The sequence below is a fragment of the Bradyrhizobium sp. WBOS07 genome (assembly GCF_024585165.1).
In the GTDB taxonomy this organism is placed as follows: Bacteria; Pseudomonadota; Alphaproteobacteria; order Rhizobiales; family Xanthobacteraceae; genus Bradyrhizobium; species Bradyrhizobium japonicum_B.
This window is the reverse complement of sequence record NZ_CP029008.1, coordinates 4,397,206-4,413,078: the sequence shown is the minus strand read 5'-3', so window position 1 is coordinate 4,413,078 and position 15,873 is coordinate 4,397,206. Positions and strand designations below refer to the sequence as shown.

13 protein-coding genes are annotated in these 15,873 nt (G+C 66.8%); 5 read left to right on the top strand and 8 right to left on the bottom strand.

The window, feature by feature from the left end; all coding sequences use genetic code 11:
• Positions 1-108: 108 nt before the first annotated feature.
• The 3 genes from DCM79_RS21075 (at position 109) to DCM79_RS21065 (ending at position 2,722) form a co-directional block, all read left to right on the top strand.
• Complete coding sequence (locus DCM79_RS21075; RefSeq protein WP_126260485.1) at positions 109-1,743, top strand: isocitrate lyase; 1,635 nt, start codon at positions 109-111, stop codon at positions 1,741-1,743.
• Between the two features lie 30 nt (positions 1,744-1,773).
• A complete protein-coding gene (locus DCM79_RS21070; protein WP_028134831.1) occupies positions 1,774-1,983 on the top strand; it encodes a hypothetical protein in 210 nt (69 codons plus the stop codon).
• 184 nt (positions 1,984-2,167) lie between these two features.
• A complete protein-coding gene (locus DCM79_RS21065; RefSeq protein ID WP_257176165.1) occupies positions 2,168-2,722 on the top strand; it encodes a hypothetical protein in 555 nt (184 codons plus the stop codon).
• Between the two features lie 119 nt (positions 2,723-2,841).
• Here DCM79_RS21065 and DCM79_RS21060 read toward each other — a convergent pair whose 3' ends face one another.
• Positions 2,842-3,723 (bottom strand): metallophosphoesterase, encoded by an 882-nt coding sequence (locus DCM79_RS21060; RefSeq protein ID WP_257180807.1) that lies wholly within the window; start codon positions 3,721-3,723, stop codon positions 2,842-2,844.
• A gap of 107 nt (positions 3,724-3,830) precedes the next feature.
• Here DCM79_RS21060 and DCM79_RS21055 point away from each other — a divergent pair, with 107 nt between their 5' ends.
• Entirely contained in the window at positions 3,831-4,322 is a 492-nt protein-coding gene (locus DCM79_RS21055; RefSeq protein ID WP_257176163.1) for an NUDIX domain-containing protein, read from the top strand.
• 150 nt (positions 4,323-4,472) lie between these two features.
• A complete protein-coding gene (locus DCM79_RS21050; RefSeq protein WP_257176162.1) occupies positions 4,473-4,988 on the top strand; it encodes a GNAT family N-acetyltransferase in 516 nt (171 codons plus the stop codon).
• A 144-nt stretch (positions 4,989-5,132) separates the two neighbouring features.
• Here DCM79_RS21050 and DCM79_RS21045 read toward each other — a convergent pair whose 3' ends face one another.
• From DCM79_RS21045 to DCM79_RS21015, 7 genes are all read right to left on the bottom strand, one after another.
• Entirely contained in the window at positions 5,133-5,348 is a 216-nt protein-coding gene (locus tag DCM79_RS21045) for a DUF3551 domain-containing protein (protein WP_257180806.1), read from the bottom strand.
• A 396-nt stretch (positions 5,349-5,744) separates the two neighbouring features.
• A complete protein-coding gene (locus tag DCM79_RS21040; RefSeq protein ID WP_257176161.1) occupies positions 5,745-8,123 on the bottom strand; it encodes a TonB-dependent receptor in 2,379 nt (792 codons plus the stop codon).
• Between the two features lie 147 nt (positions 8,124-8,270).
• Positions 8,271-8,675, bottom strand: coding sequence for a DUF2946 domain-containing protein (locus DCM79_RS21035; RefSeq protein ID WP_257176160.1), 405 nt, complete (start codon positions 8,673-8,675; stop codon positions 8,271-8,273).
• A gap of 154 nt (positions 8,676-8,829) precedes the next feature.
• The gene (locus tag DCM79_RS21030; protein WP_257176159.1) at positions 8,830-10,893 is read right to left on the bottom strand and encodes a hypothetical protein; all 2,064 of its coding nucleotides are present in this window, start codon (positions 10,891-10,893) and stop codon (positions 8,830-8,832) included.
• Between the two features lie 7 nt (positions 10,894-10,900).
• Entirely contained in the window at positions 10,901-13,705 is a 2,805-nt protein-coding gene (locus tag DCM79_RS21025) for a DUF4159 domain-containing protein (RefSeq protein WP_257176158.1), read from the bottom strand.
• Positions 13,702-14,646, bottom strand: a complete 945-nt coding sequence (locus tag DCM79_RS21020) for a DUF58 domain-containing protein (protein WP_257176157.1) — start codon at positions 14,644-14,646, stop codon at positions 13,702-13,704. The genes DCM79_RS21025 and DCM79_RS21020 overlap by 4 nt, the downstream gene beginning before the upstream one ends.
• Entirely contained in the window at positions 14,646-15,644 is a 999-nt protein-coding gene (locus tag DCM79_RS21015) for a MoxR family ATPase (protein WP_257176156.1), read from the bottom strand. The genes DCM79_RS21020 and DCM79_RS21015 overlap by 1 nt, the downstream gene beginning before the upstream one ends.
• Between the last annotated feature and the right edge of the window lie 229 nt (positions 15,645-15,873).

Here is a 15,873-nt window from a genome sequence, read left to right as displayed (position 1 = left end):
TGTACGAAGTTTCCGTTTTCGCGTTTAGCTCCTGACACGCATCTCGCAATGCAGTGTCAAGAATGTCGATGGCTCGCCATCGCCATCGTCAGCGAAAGGATCAGGCACATGAACTACCAGCCGCGCGGCATCAGCACCCTCCAGGGCCCGTCCTCGTATCAGGACGAGGTCAAGGCGGCCCAGGCGCTCCTCGAGACCCAGCCGACCTGGAACGGCGTGTCGGCCGAGGCCGTCGCCCGCATGCGCCTGCAGAACCGCTTCAAGACCGGCCTCGACGTCGCCCGCTACACCGCGGCGCTGATGCGCGCCGACATGGCGGCCTATGACAAGGACCCGACCAAGTACACGCAGTCGCTGGGCTGCTGGCACGGCTTCATCGCCCAGCAGAAGCTGATCTCGGTCAAGAAGCACTTCGGCGGCAAGACCGATCGCACCTATCTGTACCTCTCCGGCTGGATGATCGCGGCGCTGCGCTCCGAGTTCGGCCCGCTGCCCGACCAGTCGATGCACGAGAAGACCTCGGTGCCGGCACTGATCGAGGAGCTCTACACCTTCCTGCGTCAGGCGGATTCCCGCGAGCTCAACGACATCTTCCGCCTGCTCGACAAGGCGCGCAAGGAAGGCGACAAGACCCGCGAGCAGGAGCTGATCGCGAAGATCGACAACTTCCAGACCCATGTCGTGCCCGTCATCGCCGACATCGACGCCGGCTTCGGCAACGCGGAAGCGACCTATCTGCTCGCCAAGAAGATGATCGAGGCGGGCGCCTGCGCCCTGCAGATCGAGAACCAGGTCTCGGACGAGAAGCAGTGCGGCCACCAGGACGGCAAGGTCACCGTGCCGCACGAGGTCTTCCTCGCGAAGATCCGCGCCTGCCGCCATGCCTTCCTCGAGCTCGGCGTCGAAGACGGCATCATCGTGACCCGCACCGACTCGCTCGGCGCCGGCCTGACGCAGCAGATCGCCGTTAGCCACAAGCCCGGTGACATCGGCGACCAGTACAACAGCTTCCTGGATTGCGAGGAAGTGACGGCGGAGAACGCCCGCAACGGCGACGTCATCATCAACCGCAACGGCAAGATGATGCGCCCGAAGCGGCTGCCCTCGAACCTGTACCAGTTCCGCCCCGGTACCGGCGCGGACCGCTGCGTGCTCGACTGCATCACCTCGCTGCAGAACGGCGCCGACCTGCTCTGGATCGAGACCGAGAAGCCGCATATCGAGCAGATCGCCAGCATGGTCGATCGCATCCGCAAGGTCGTGCCGAACGCGAAGCTCGCCTACAACAACTCGCCGTCCTTCAACTGGACCCTCAACTTCCGCTGGCAGGTCTATGATGCCTGGAAGGACGCCGGCAAGGACGTCAGCAAGTACAACCGTGCCGAGCTGATGAAGGCGGAGTACGATGAGACGCCGCTGGCGCAGGAAGCCGACGAGCGCATCCGTACCTTCCAGGCGGATTCGGCCAAGCGCGCCGGCATCTTCCACCACCTGATCACGTTGCCGACCTATCACACGGCGGCGCTCTCGACCGACAATCTCGCTCGCGAATATTTCGGCGAGCAGGGCATGCTGGGCTACGTCAAGAACGTCCAGCGCGCCGAGATCCGTCAGGGCATCGCCTGCGTGAAGCACCAGAACATGGCCGGCTCCGACATCGGCGACGACCACAAGGAGTACTTCGCGGGTGAAGCCGCCCTGAAGGCGGGCGGTGCCCACAACACGATGAACCAGTTCGGCTAACCCATCACGCCATTCGACAGGAGACTGACAATGACCAAAGGCAGCAATTTCTGGGTGATCGGCGGCGAGTTCGGCTCGATGAACTTCCACAAGCTCGTGGAAGGCTCCGCCCAGGTCAAGGGTCCGTTCAAGACCCGCAAGGAAGCCGAGGACTGCTGGAAGGAAGTCTCGGAAGAGAGCCGCCACAAGGCCGGCGTCCGCTTCTCGATCGTGGAAGAGCCTTCCCGGGTCTCGGCCTGATCGCCCTCACTTAAGAAGACGTCCAAGGACGGACGGTCCCATCCAGGCCCTGCCTGGGTGGGATCGTCTGTTTTTGGCACAGGTCAAACGGCTGTGGGCGCCGTAAGTAGCTGGAATTGTAGGGCTTTGCGGAGGGTTTGGTTGCTGATAGGTTAATCGCGGAAAGTCGAGGACGAGGCCGACAATGTCAGAGCCCGAGACCAGCGGGACCCATCCCGGCCAGCCGCGCCCGGTGCGGCTGCGCGATGCGCTGCTGCGCGCGCGGATCGAGGCCGCCGACCGGACCGGCGTCGTCGTCGATCTCAGGGACGCCGAGGTGGCGCGGCTCGAGATCCTCAATGATGCGCTCGATCCCCTGTTCGCGCAGGTGCCCGATCAGATCGACCTGTTCGACCGCGGCGTCAGCCAGGGCGATACGCCGAGGCTCTGGATCGACGTCGTCGCCCACATCGTGATGGGGCGCGACAAGCGGATGTACCGCTTCGTCCAGGACACCCGTTTCGGCCGCATCGTGCTCGCCGAATCGCACGACACCGCGGCAATCGTCGAGGCCGTCACCGACTATGTCGCGCGCCGCATGGTCGAGCGCGAGCGGGCCATGGTCGTTCCTCCCGAACCGCAGGCACCGGTCGTCGCGCCACCGCGCCGCTCGCGCTTCTGGCCGTTCGTGTTCGGCTTCGTGCTAGGTGCGGCCGCGCTGTTCGGCGTCGCGGTGCTGGCGGCCTTGCGGAGCTGGTGACGACGGTTCTCGTAGCCCGGATGGAGCGAAGCGCAATCCGGGAAACCTGTTGCCACAGGCGCGCTGCCCCGGATTGCGCTTCGCTCCATCCGGGCTACGGACCCGCAACGACGCCGGCCCTAAATCAACCTCACATGCTTGATCTGCCCGACCTGAAAACCCGCCCCCAGGCTCCGCACCGTCTGCTCGCAGCGCCAGCCGGCATTGTCCTTCTCGATCCGGAGCAGATTATACGCCGCCGCCGGATAGCGTCCGTGCGCAAGCGCGGAGGCCGAGGGCACGCCGAGCGCAGGAATGTCGCCGTTGGGACCCTCGACCCACACGGTCGAATGAACGTGGTCGTGCCCGTGCAGGATCAGCTCGACGCCGTGGCGCTTGAGCAGCTCGAGCAGCGCGGGCGCGTCCGTCATACGCTTCTGACGGGCGTCGGATTTCAGGGGATGATGCACCAGCAGCACGCGGAAGACGTCCTCGGTCGCGAGCCGTTCCAGGACCGTTTCGAGGGCGGCGAGCTGATCGCGTCCGAGCGTGCCCGTTGCCATCAGCGGCAGCGTCGGCACCGCCGTCGACAGGCTGATCAGCGCGAGCGGCCCGCGCCGGCGCACCGAGGGAAAACCGACGCGGCCGTCGTCGCCCGCAAGATAGGGCGCAAAGGTCTCGCCGAAGCGGTGCGAGGTAGCTCGGACATAGGCGTCGTGATTGCCGGGAATCGTCGTGACGCGGTCGGGCGGGCCGACATCGTCGAGCCAGGCGCGGGCAGGCGCGAACTCGGCTTCCAGCGCGAGATTGACGAGGTCGCCCGTCACCGCGATGTGGTCGGGCGCCTGCGCCTTCATGTCCGCGACCAGCGCGTCGAGCACCTCGCGGCGCTGGTACTTGTGGCGGTTGCGGGTCCAGTTGACGTAGCCGAAGGCGCGCTTGCCCGCGAGTTCGATCAGCCGCGGTTTCGGCAGCGGCGGAAGATGCGGATCGGACAGATGGGCGAGCGTGAAGGGAGCCAGCCTGTTGGGAGTCATGGGGCGCGATTGCCTCGCTATTGCTCCGCTGTAATGGCAAGCTCGCAAGCAGTGCGCAAGCACGGCCTGAGCCGCGGCGTCGAGGAAGCCTGATGGGAGAACGTCTGAACCGAGCCCGACGCAGAGCCGAGCCGCTGCTGCGGCGCTTCTTCCACGCCTATTTTCTCCTGGTGCGCGGCATGACGCTCGGCGTCCGCGCCGTGGTGCTGGATGCCGACAACCGGGTCTTCCTGGTCAGGCACAGCTATGTCAGCGGTTGGTACCTGCCCGGCGGCGGCGTCGATTTCGGCGAGACCATGGATGAGGCGATGCGGCGCGAGCTCAAGGAGGAGGGCGACATCCATCTCACCGGCGAGGCGATCCTGCATGGTATCTTCCTCAACAGCCACGTCTCGCGCCGCGACCACGTCGCCGTCTACGTGGTCAGGCAGTTCAGCCAGAACCGGCTGCCCGCACCCAACCGCGAGATCGTCGAATGCGGGTTCTTCGCGACCGATGCGCTGCCCGAGGGGACCACGTCCGGCACGCGGCTGCGGATCGCGGAAGTGCTCGACGGCCGGCCCCTGATTGCGACGTGGCGGTGAGGGCGGGCCGTGTCTGCGCATGAGGATCGTCATTCGACAGGAGCGAGCTGAGGTCTCTGAACACCTGTCGGATCGGCGCCCCAAAATGGACCCGAGCGGCTTCGCTGCCCAATGGACCGCGCCGCGTTCCAATGCTATCCCGCGATTGCCATGACCGACCTTTCACTCACCGTCCTCCCCGAGGCCGCCGGCGACGCCCAGTCGATCGAGCGGCTGCATGAACGCACCTTCGGTCCCGGCCGTTTCGTGCTCAGCGCCTATCGGATTCGCGAGCACGTCGACCATCTGCTCGAATTGTCCTTCACCGCCCGCATCGGCACGCTGCTGGTCGGCTCGGTCCGGCAGTTGCCGATCTTGATCGGCGAGACGCCGGCCCTGCTGCTCGGGCCGCTCACCGTCGAGCCGCCGTTCCGCGGCCACGGGGTCGGCCGTCTGCTGATGGAGCGTGCGCTGAAGGACGCGAAGGCGAGAGGCCACCGTCTCGTGCTGCTGGTCGGCGACGAGCCCTATTACAGTCGTGTCGGCTTCAAGCCGGTGCCGAAGGGCCGCGTCACGATGCCGGGCCCGGTCGATGCCGCCCGTATCCTGGTGTTCGAGCTCGTCGACGGCGCCTTCGAGGGCGTGTCGGGGACGGTGGGCCCCGACTGGAGCAAGGCGCGGGGATAAGATTGGGCTGCCGCTGGGCTCGGCCGGCGCGGATGACCCGAAGCGCGCTCCATCGCCTGTCGAAAAGCAGCTCGCGATCCGGCAGCGGATAAGCGGTACTTTCTTCCAGCGTCGAGAAGAGAACGCCCGTCCGCACATTGTCTCTCAATGGCGAGGAGCTTTCTTCGGCCGCGGCTGCAATGCGCGCTGCTGGAACAGAACGTACCGGTTCACATCGCAGTATGTATTCCACCGGCCGGATGCCGAGGCCAGACACTGCTCTCTTGTTCGGTAAAGACACTCGCCGGAGGGGCCGAGCTCTCCACCATAGACGCACCAAGGATAATCATATTCAGCATGAGCGGTGGTGATGGGTGCCATGAGCATCAGTATGAGAAGGATCGTGCGCATCGTACCTCCATTCAAGAGCAGGGTGCCAGCAGTGAGCTGGCACCGAAGCGATATGGTGAATGTTGAGCTACATCAAATCTTCCCAGATACATATTGCTTCTGCTGCCTATGGTTCTGCAAGCCGTACTTGCCGATCGAACGTCTTGCTGTACCGTCCGAACGGACAAAGAGGCCGCCGAGTCCGGCCTGGCCGCGCGAGGCCGCGGGCGCCTTGATCGCCCGGTTTCGATGCCGGCTCGTCGGCGCAGGCGCGATAGGCTCGCAGCGCTCCATCCGGCTACGCCGCCGTCAATTGGAGGAGCAGCGCCCACGTCTCGCAATGACGGCATGTATGCCGGGGCCCGCAGGCCCCGACCGACGTCAAGCCTAGAACTTGAAGTTCGCGAACGCCCGCACGCCGATGCCGGGTAACAGCACCTGATCCTTATTGAAGGAGACGGCATTGCGGATGTTCTCGTTCAGCAGGTTGTTGCCGACGAGCCCAACATGCATCTCGCGCGCGCCGAACCAGCTTTGATCGAGCTTCGTCTTGTAGCTGACCTCGGCCCTTAGCAGGTTGTAGCCAGGCGTCGGCGTCTCCGCGATCGGTGCGATGTCGTTCTGCGCGAACGCGTGCAGCAGGTTGATCCGCGCAAACCAGTCGGCGTCGCGATAGTACACACCACCGCCCAGCCGCTGGGGCGGAATGCGTGGCACGTTGGTGCCGTCGTCGAAGGTCGCGCGCACGATGTCGTACTGACCTTCGATGCCCCAGATCCCGTTCCAGACCGGCATCACGTCGTACTGGAACTGGAATTCGCCGCCCCGGAATGTCGCGTCGCGCTGCGAATAGACCGCCTGATTCAGTTCGAGGCCCGCGCCAAGCTGGCAAACGCCGTCCTCACATGTGTTGCCGGTCAGGCGCCGGTAGATAAATCCGTTGAACTTGGTGTAGTAGCCGGTGATTTCGAAGCGAAGCGGTCCTACCGCCCGCCGCAGTCCCGCCTCGACCGACTTGGCGGTCTCAATGCCGAGATTGGGATTGCCTATGTCGAAAGTGGTGGTGGCGTCGTGGCCGCCGCGCGAAAACAACTCCGCCGGTTTCGGCGCACGCTCGACATATTGGCCGGTGATGCTCGCGACCAGATCCCACGGAAGGCTGTGGATCAGGCCGACGCTCCCGCTCACCGGCGTGAAGTTGCGGTTGACTGCCGTTGCGGGGCCGATCGCGGCGGGATCGACGGTGAGGTCGAATACATCGGGGACGAAGGCTGGCGCCGTACCGCTCAACCTTGCGCTCTCGATGCGTCCGGCGATCTGAGCCTTGGTCGCTTCGCTGAACTTGAACTCGTTGAAGATGTACCCGGCGACCTTCGTGTTCTTGTTCGGATCGAACAGACCGTTGATCGGACTGACTGGATCGTCCGGACTCGGCGCGGTCAGCTTCTGGTGCGACGCCTGAACGCCCACGGCGGTGGTCAGCGCAGCAAAGCGAACGTCGAACGGCGCAAGCTGCACCTCGACGCGGCCTTCCTGTTCCTTGCTGGTAAAGGTCTGTCTCACGCCGAGGGAGGTGAGATCGGCAGAGTCGGCGAGCCCGACCTCATCGTGTTTATAGTCGGTTGCCCCAGCCCAGAACCGAATCGCATCGATGGCCGCAGCGTCCGGCCGATATTCGCCTTTTGTCGTGAACTTTGTTTGTCGTCCGTCGATCCGCGTCAGGAACTCGCTGCCCTCGATACCGGGAATGTGGTAGAGCGCGTTGTGCTGCGTGATCGCCGCGCCAACGTATCCGCCATCGAAGATGTAGGAGCCGCCGACAGATCCGCCGTAGGCCTGCGATGCCGAATTCGGCTGGCGACCGTTGAACGGCAGCGTCGGGTCGGTCAAGAACGGGTAGCTCGGGATGCTGTAGTCGCCGGCCTTGCGGCCAAAGGCATCGGCGTGCACGGCAAAGTTACCGCCGCCGGCGTCGAGCAGTACGGCACCTTCGGTGCCGCGATCGACCGAAGTCACGGCCGTCCGCGTTTCCGCAGTGATGCAGCCCGGCGAACCCATGTTTGCCAGAGGCGCCTTGGTCGGGAGTCCGTAAGTTGCAAAGGGCGCCGTGCAGGATGGCAAGGCATCCGGAATTCGATTGTTGGTTGCGCTGACCACGCCGCCGATCGCGGTGGAGCCGTAGCGCAGCGTCGCCGGTCCGCGGATGACCTCGACCTGGTTGGCTGCCAGCGGATCAACCGGCACGAAGTGATCCTCGCCGAGATCGGACGCGCCGTTGCTGCCGGTGCCGTTCTCGACGATGCCGACACGGTTGGTGTCGAGCCCGCGAATGATGGGGCGGCTGGAGGCGCCGGGAGCGTATTCAGAGCCGGTGATGCCGGGCCTGGAGAACAGGAGATCGCCGAGCGTGCCGCCGCCGTTGCGCCGGATCTCCTCGTTCGGCACCACGGTGACAGTCGCGAACTGATCGGTCACAACAGGCAGCACGCCCTGCTGAGGCGCGGCGGGCACCGGGGCTGCCGGCGTTGCTTCCGCCGCTTGCTCGCGGCTGCGCACCCGTGCGGTCCGTGTACCGCGGCCTGGGTTGCGGGACGGCACCACCGCCCTGCGCACGATCGGGCTTGGCGCCGTCACGGTGACGGCGGGAATCTCGGTCGACGATTTGTCCTGTGCAGGCGTTTGGGCGAAGGCGGGCGTGGCGGCAGCGCCGAGCAGGAGCAGGCTTGCTCCGCCAAGTCGTTGCGCGCGTCGCGATTTGAATGACATTGTCCTGATTCCAGTCAGGCGCCGTCCGGATGATGGTCTGCTGATCGGAGGCGGCCTGCCGCCGCGGTGCGACGGAATTCGACTTCAACTTTTCCCGGCCGAGCGCCTGAGAGCGCGACGGCGGGCGTGATCAAGTGGTGTCGGGAGTCAGGAGGCGGGAGGTGCGCGCGGCTGGAACGCCGTGCCGGCCGATTTCAGATGGAGGAATTCGGCATCGGTGGTGCGATAGAGCAGGTCGATCGCCTGCGGCAGCTGCAACAGGGGCGGCGTCGCGAACAGGATCGTGCCCGCCATCGCGACGACGGTGCAGATCGCGCAATGGTCCTCGCCGGGGTGGTCGCGGTCGGGGCTTGAGGGCGATTGCTTGTGAACGGCCGCGTGGTCGCCCGCAGCTTGATCCTTGCTGCCATCGACTTGGTGGAGCGTGGACTGGGCCAGGGTAGCGGCCTGAGCGAACCAATGACTGTGGCCGAACGTCAGCGCGAGCTGCACCAGCATCGCGAACAACGCGAGCCGGGCGCCGTGCCTGAGATTCGACCGGAACCACTTCATCGGAAAACGCCACCCCCACATCGCGAGGCGCCCAGTCCCTGGGGCGTCGCGATGTTATAATGTAACATCGCTCCAATCGTCAGCTGATGTCAACGGCACTCCAACCCGCCCAGCGCGGGTGACAGGCCGATGTGGCGTTCGAGCAACGGAGCGTTCAGCGCCCTTCGCGGACCCAGGTCGCCGCAAACGCGCCGAGCAGCAGCAACAGGCCAATCAGGCCGGCAAAGATCGGCAGCACGCCGACGCCCTTGACGACGCTGGCATCGCGCATCCGCACCCCCATCCAGCCGTCGCCGGCAAAGACGCTGGCCGAACGCACCGGGAGGACGCGCGGCAGCTCGACGCTTGAGCCATTCGCGACGCGCACGGCGTTGCCGCCGGTCGCCTGCGTCAGCGGCTTCAAGGTCTCGACCGTGGAGGTGACTTCCGAAAACTCCTTCGGATTGGTCGGGCCGACATTGATGAGCGCCTTCAGTGTGCCGTCGGTGGCCTGCCACAGCCCAAGCTCGCTCGCCGGCAGGCTTGCGCGCCATTCGCCGGGCTCCCCTGGGCTCAGCGTCAAATCCTGCGAGGCGCCGGACGGCGAGGTCACGCTCACCGGCTGGACGCTGTCCGCCATGGTCTGGCGCACCACCACGAGATTCTTGCCCTGCACCTGGAGGCGCAGCGCCTCCTCGTCGAGGTCGGGCTGCTTCATCAGCCAGTGCGACATCCGCCGGAGCAGGTCCAGATGCGGGCCGCCGCCCTCATAGCCGCGCGCCCACAGCCAGATGTGGTCGGACAGTAGCAGCGCGACGCGGCCCTCGCCGAAGCGCGACAGGAACAACAGCGGCTTGCCGTCGACACCCGTCATCACCGGTGGGTTGACGGAATTGCGGGTATCAACGGTGCGGAAGAACCGGCTCCAGCGCGGCGGCTCGGAGGCGGAGCCTTCGAGGCCGCGCGTGACGGGGTGGCGTTTGCCGAGGTCGGACAGATGCGCATAGAACGGCTTTTCCGTCACCCCGACCGGCTCGGCCGGCAGCACCGTATCCAGCGGCGTGCGCCAGATGCTGGTGGTGGAGGCGTAGTCGGGGCCGGCCGAGACCAGCACCGCGCCGCCCGAGCGGACATAGCGCGCGATGTTGTCGAAATAGGCGATCGGCAGCACGCCCTGACGGGCGTAGCGGTCGAAGATGATCAGCTGGAATTCGTTGATCTTCTGCTGGAACAATTCGCGGGTCGGAAACGCGATCAGCGACAATTCGTTGATCGGCGTGCCGTCCTGCTTCTCCGGCGGCCGCAGAATGGTGAAGTGCACGAGATCGACGCTGGCGTCGGACTTCAAGAGGTTGCGCCAGGTGCGCTCCCCGGAATGCGGCTCGCCCGAGACCAGTAGCACGCGCAGCTTGTCGCGCACGCCGTCGATGGCGACGACGGCGCGGTTGTTCACCGGCGTCAGCTCGCGCTCGAGCGGCGAGGCCTCGATCTCGACGATGTTCGGTCCGGCATGCTTGATGTCGACGTCGACGCTGGCGGCTTGGCCGCTCGAGAGCGTGCGCTCGTTGATGACCTCGCCATCCCTGCGGATCGTGACCTTGGCGCGCTCGCCGGACACGCCCTGGTCGTCGAGGCGGTAGCTGATGGTCTGGCTCTGCCCGACGATGCCGAAGCGCGGCGCGGCCGTGATCGCGATGCGGCGGTCGCGCTCGTCCTTCTGGCCGGTGATCAACGCATGCACCGGCGCCTGGAAGCCGAGCGCGGCGGCGTTCGCCGGAATGTCGTGGACGCGGCCGTCGGTGATCAGGAACGCGCCGGCGACGCGGTCGACCGGAATGTCCGACAAGGTCGAGGCGAGGGCGCCGAACAGCCTGGTGCCGTCGGTCTCGCCGTCGGCCTGTCCGGCATCGACGACGCGCACCTCAAGCCCCTTGATCTTCTTCAGGCTGTCGACCAGCGCTTCCTGCGCAGCTGCGGCCTCGCGATTGCGGTTGCCGAAATTCTGGCTTGGGCTCTTGTCGACGACGATCGCGGCGACCGAGGTGAGGGGCTCGCGTTCCTCGCGGGTGAAGGAGGGGTTGGCGAGCGCGAGCAGGAACAGCGCCAGCGCGGCCACGCGCACGGCAGCGCCGCGCGCCCGCGCCACCAGCAGCACGATCGCGATGACGACGATCGCGGCGAGCGCGAGCCAGAGCACGATGGCGGGGACGAGCGGCGTGAATGCGATGCCGTAATTCATCTCGATCCTATTGCCCCAACCGTTCGATCAGGGCCGGTGCGTGCACCTGGTCGGCCTTGTAATTGCCGGTCAGGGTGTACATCACGATGTTGGCGCCGGCGCGGTAGGCGAATTCGCGCTGGCGGGTGTCGCCGCCGGTCACCGGCAGCATGGCCTGGCCGTCGGGCCGTACCGCCCAGGCGCCGGCAAGGTCGTTCGAGGTGATGATGATCGGCGAGACGCCGTCGCCGCCGCGCGCCGGCCGCTGCGCGCTGTCCTCGTCCTCGTCGCGCGGCAGGGTCTCGACCCAGGTCTGGCCGGTGACGAAGCGGCCGGGGAAGTCGCGCAGCAGATAGAAGGTCTTGGTCAGCACGTGCTCGCGCGGCACCGGCTCGAGCTCGGGCACGTCGAGGGACGACAGAATCTCGCGTAAGGTCTGCATGCCCGGCGTCTGCGACGCCCCGTTCGCGCCGGGCGGTGCCTCGATCGCGTCGCGGGTGTCGAACAGCACGGTGCCGCCCTGCTTCATGTAGGCATCGATCCTGTTGATGGCGTCCCGCGGCGGCTTCGGCGCGCCCGGCACGATCGGCCAGTAGATCAGCGGGAAGAAGGCGAGCTCGTCGCGCGCCGGATCGATCCCGACGGGATCGCCGGCCTCGAGCGCGGTGCGCTGGGCCAAAAACAGCGTCAGCCCGTTCATCCCCGCCTTGACGATGGAATCGACGTCGGCATTGCCCGTGACGACATAGGCGAGGCGGGTTTGCGCCGTCGCTTTCATCGCGAAATCGTCCGCGGCGCCGTCGGCGCGTGACGGCGTCGGCGCGAGCGTGGTGAGCAGCAGGCCGAGCACGATCATGGCGGGCGCGGCGCGGCGGCGCAGCAGCGCGGCGATGCCGCCGCCGAGCACCGCGACGATGATGGCGTCGATCAGGAACAGCGCGAGCGCCGTCGACAGCAGCCAGCCGCGCAGGTCGCGCGGCTCGGCATTGGTGTAGGTGGCGTGCCGGGCGCGCAGGCTCGTGGTGTTGAGGGCCGCGATGCGGTCGGCGCTGGCAAGCGTGTTCACGGCGAGCGGTCCTTCGGCCGGGCCGTAGAACCCGGGCGGATGATCTGATGTGGCGCGGTCGCGGTAATCGGCGGGCAGCGGCTTTGCGGTCGCCGGCGGCGGGCCGAAGGCACCGAAACCGTCGAGGATGTGCAGCGGCGCCACCGTCTCGGTGGTCGCTTCGCTGGCAATTCCTGCGCCGGGCTGGGACGTGTAGCCGGACATGTCGACGATCCGCCGCAGCATTTCGACGAAGGTGCCGGACATCGGCAGATCCGACCAGCGCATGTCGGCGCTGACGTGGAACAGGCTGACCAGCCCCTTGCCGCGATGCTCGCCGGTGACGAGCGGCGTGCCGTCCTCCAGCGAGGCCCAGCTCTTGGTCGCGAGCACGGCGTCAGGCTCGGCCAGCACCTGGCGGCTGACGGCGACGTCCCTGGGGACCGCGACGCCGGCGAACGGGCCGTCGGCCGCGAAGGAGGCCAGATGCTGCGGCTTCTCCCAGGTCAGGCTGCCGCCGAGCGTGCGGCCGCCCTTGCGCAGCTTGACCGGCACGAGGTCGTCCTCGGCCTGCGCCAGTCGGGGCCCTGCGAACCGCACCAGGACGCCGCCTTGGTCGATCCAGGCGTTGAGGCGCTCGCGCAACTCCGGCGCGATGGTGCCGACATCGGCGAGGATGATCATCGGCAGCTTCTGGTCCAGAAATTGTGTGATGCCCTGCTGCGGCGAGCCCTTGTCGGCGAGCCTGACGTCGGCGAACGGCGTCAGCGCACGAGCGAGGTAGAAGGTCGGCGCCAGCAGCGGCTGCGCGGTCTCGCTGGTCGAGCCCGAGACAATGCCGATGGCGCGGCGGCGCCAGCGCTTGTCGAGCAGCTGCACCGCGCCGGCGGAGCGCTCGCCCGAGATCTCGAGCCGGTTGATGTCGTTGCGCAGCTCGACCGGCAGATCAAACGCGGCGTCGGTCTCCTTGTCCTGCGGGCCGAACGAGAACCGCGCTTCGCCGATCGGCGAGGCCTTCTGGTCGAGCGCGCGCACGGTGCCGACCACGATGCCGCTGTCGGTGCGCAGCACCTTCACCGTCATCTTCGCGGCGGCGTTCTCGGCTGCGACCAGCGCCAGCGGCGAGGGGGTGCCGCCATCGAAGATGGTCAGGCTGCGCTCGCCGATGGTCTTGCCGAGGCCGGCCACGAATTCCTCGCCGCGGCCGGTGTCGACGCCATCCGACAGCCAGGCGATCTCGCAATCGCCGGTGGCTTTCAGGAAGCGGTCGATCGCGGCGAGCGTGTCGACGCGGTCGATCGAATAGGGCTTTGGCGCGAGCTGGCGCAGCGCGACGCGCGCGGCGCCCGCCGGCATCAGGGTGATGTCGCGGCTCGGCTCGGACAGCGGCACCAGCGCAATGGCGCGGCGGTCGTTGTCGGCGTTGGCGATCAGCTCGTCGGCGGCCCTGATCCTGACATCCCAGTGCGATGCGGCGCTCCAGCCGTCGTCTAACACGATCATCAGCGGCGCCGTGCTGCCGGCAAGGCCGGTCTGCGGATTCCAGATCGGGCCGGCGGCGGCGAAGATCACCAGCGCTGCCGCAAGCAGCCGCAGCGCGGTCAGCCACCATGGCGTCCGCGAGGGCGTCTCCTCGCGCGGGGCGATGTCGAACAACAGGCGGGTCGGCGGAAACTCGATGCGGCGCGGCCGCGGCGGCATCACGCGCAAGAGCCACCACAGCACCGGCAGGCTGACGAGGCCGATCAGAAGCAGCGGTTGGGTGAAGGCGAGCGGCAGTCCCATCATGCGGCCGGCCCCGCCTTGATGGTCGTGGTGCGGGCGCCCGACTTGCTCACCTGCATGCCGGCATGCAGGAACAGCAAGAGCTCGGCGGCGGAGCGGTCGGTGGCGTGCGTCGTGAACAGCCAGTCGAGCTTGCTCGTCTCGGCGCGGATCTGGTCGCGATGCAGTGCGAGCCGCGTGGTGTAATCCTGCGCCCAGCTCTCGGCGCGGCCGGCGGTGATCACGCCGAACCCTTCGGGCTCGACGAACTCGACACGGCCGGAATAGGGAAACGATTCTTCGGCGGGGTCGACGACCTGCACCAGCGTGCCGTGCGCGCCCGAGCCGGACAGCCCTGCGAGCGTGGTCCTGATCTCGGAGATCGGCGACCAGAAATCCGACAGCACGATCGTCTCGGCGAGCGCAGCAGGCACGAAGGACGGCGGCAGGCTGAGCCGATCGGCATCGTCATGCAGCATCGCCTGCGCCATCTTGTCGATGACGCTGCGGCTCGCCGTCGGCGCCATCAGCCCGGGGATCCCGACGCGTTCGCCGCCGGAGACCAGCAGCTCGGCCAGCGCGAAGGCGACGATCAGCGTCCGCTCGAGCTTGGACTCGCGCGCGGTCTTCGAAGCGAACGCCATCGAGGGCGAGCGGTCGGGCCAGATCCAGACCGTGTGCGAGGCTTCCCATTCGAGCTCGCGGACATAGAGAAGGTCATCCCGCGCCGAGCGACGCCAATCGACGTTCTGCGCCGGCTCGCCGGAGACGAAACGGCGATATTGCCAGAAATTCTCGCCGGAGCCGGCGCGGCGCCTGCCGTGCAGGCCGTGGATGACGTTGGCGGCAATGCGGCGGGCCTCTAACACCAGGCGCGGCAAGGAAGCTGCGAGCGTGCGGCTTTCGCCATCGGCACGTCGGATCGCGATGACCTCCTTCGCCGTGTGCCCGTTCTCCGCTGCCATCAACCGATCCGTGTCTTCAATTGCCGGATCACGTCCGGAATCGTGCGGCCTTCGGCGCGCGCCTGGAAGGTCAGTGCCATGCGGTGCTTCAGCACGGGCTCGGCGAGGTCGAGCACGTCGTCGACCGAGGGCGCCAGACGGCCGTCGATCAGCGCACGCGCGCGCACCGCCAGCATCAGGGATTGGCTGGCGCGCGGGCCGGGACCCCAGGCGATGAACTTGCCGGATTCGCCGGCGTCGGGACCCGGACGGGCGGAGCGCACCAGCGACAGGATCGCCTCCACGACGGAATCGCCGACCGGCAGGCGCCGGATCAGCCGCTGCGCGGTGATCAGCGCGTCCGCGCTCATCGATCCCTTCGCCAGCGTTTCCTCGGCGCCGGTGGTCTCGAACAAGATGCGGCGTTCGGCGTCGCGATCGGGATAGTCGACGTCGATCTCCATCAGGAAGCGGTCGAGCTGCGCTTCGGGCAGCGGATAGGTGCCTTCCTGCTCCAGCGGGTTTTGCGTCGCCAGCACGTGGAATGGTTTCGGCAGGTCGTGACGCGCGCCGGCCACGGTGATGTGCTGCTCCTGCATCGCCTGCAGCAGTGCCGACTGCGTGCGCGGCGAGGCGCGGTTGATCTCGTCGGCCATCAAGAGCTGCGCGAACACCGGACCCGAAATGAAGCGGAAGGCGCGCTTGCCCGTGGTGCTCTCGTCCAGCACCTCGGCGCCGAGAATGTCCGACGGCATCAGATCGGGCGTGAACTGGATGCGCTTGGCATCGAGCCCGAGCGTGACGCCGAGGGTCTCGACCAGCTTGGTCTTGGCGAGGCCGGGCACGCCGATCAGCAGCGCATGGCCGCCGGAGAGGATGGTGACCAGCGTGTTTTCGATCACGCGATCCTGGCCGAAGATGACGGAGGCGATCGCATCCTTCGCGGCGCGAATCTGGCTCGACACCTGCTCGGCCGAACGGACGATCCCGTCCTCGAGTTTCTCGACACTCTCCGCCATCCGTTCGCTCCTTCAGCCCGCCATGCGGCTGTCTGGGCCGTCATGTCATCGCATCGCGTCAAATCATGGGCCTATGCTAGGCTTGCAGGAAGGCCATGTATTCGTTGAATTAACCTATCCCCACCTTATCGGCTTCGGGTTATGTACGGCATCACGAAGTGGCGACCTCCACACCGGACTATCCCGGATGGAACCGCGCACCCAAGTACAACGTAGACCTGCACCAATC

Coding starts and splice junctions, on each gene's coding strand:
- DCM79_RS21075 (WP_126260485.1), top strand. CDS start 109: ATGAACTACCAGCCGCGCGGCATCAGCACCCTCCAGGGCCCGTCCTCG.
- DCM79_RS21070 (WP_028134831.1), top strand. CDS start 1,774: ATGACCAAAGGCAGCAATTTCTGGGTGATCGGCGGCGAGTTCGGCTCG.
- DCM79_RS21065 (WP_257176165.1), top strand. CDS start 2,168: ATGTCAGAGCCCGAGACCAGCGGGACCCATCCCGGCCAGCCGCGCCCG.
- DCM79_RS21055 (WP_257176163.1), top strand. CDS start 3,831: ATGGGAGAACGTCTGAACCGAGCCCGACGCAGAGCCGAGCCGCTGCTG.
- DCM79_RS21050 (WP_257176162.1), top strand. CDS start 4,473: ATGACCGACCTTTCACTCACCGTCCTCCCCGAGGCCGCCGGCGACGCC.
- DCM79_RS21045 (WP_257180806.1), bottom strand. CDS start 5,348: ATGGCACCCATCACCACCGCTCATGCTGAATATGATTATCCTTGGTGC.
- DCM79_RS21040 (WP_257176161.1), bottom strand. CDS start 8,123: ATGTCATTCAAATCGCGACGCGCGCAACGACTTGGCGGAGCAAGCCTG.
- DCM79_RS21035 (WP_257176160.1), bottom strand. CDS start 8,675: ATGAAGTGGTTCCGGTCGAATCTCAGGCACGGCGCCCGGCTCGCGTTG.
- DCM79_RS21030 (WP_257176159.1), bottom strand. CDS start 10,893: ATGAATTACGGCATCGCATTCACGCCGCTCGTCCCCGCCATCGTGCTC.
- DCM79_RS21025 (WP_257176158.1), bottom strand. CDS start 13,705: ATGATGGGACTGCCGCTCGCCTTCACCCAACCGCTGCTTCTGATCGGC.
- DCM79_RS21020 (WP_257176157.1), bottom strand. CDS start 14,646: ATGGCAGCGGAGAACGGGCACACGGCGAAGGAGGTCATCGCGATCCGA.
- DCM79_RS21015 (WP_257176156.1), bottom strand. CDS start 15,644: ATGGCGGAGAGTGTCGAGAAACTCGAGGACGGGATCGTCCGTTCGGCC.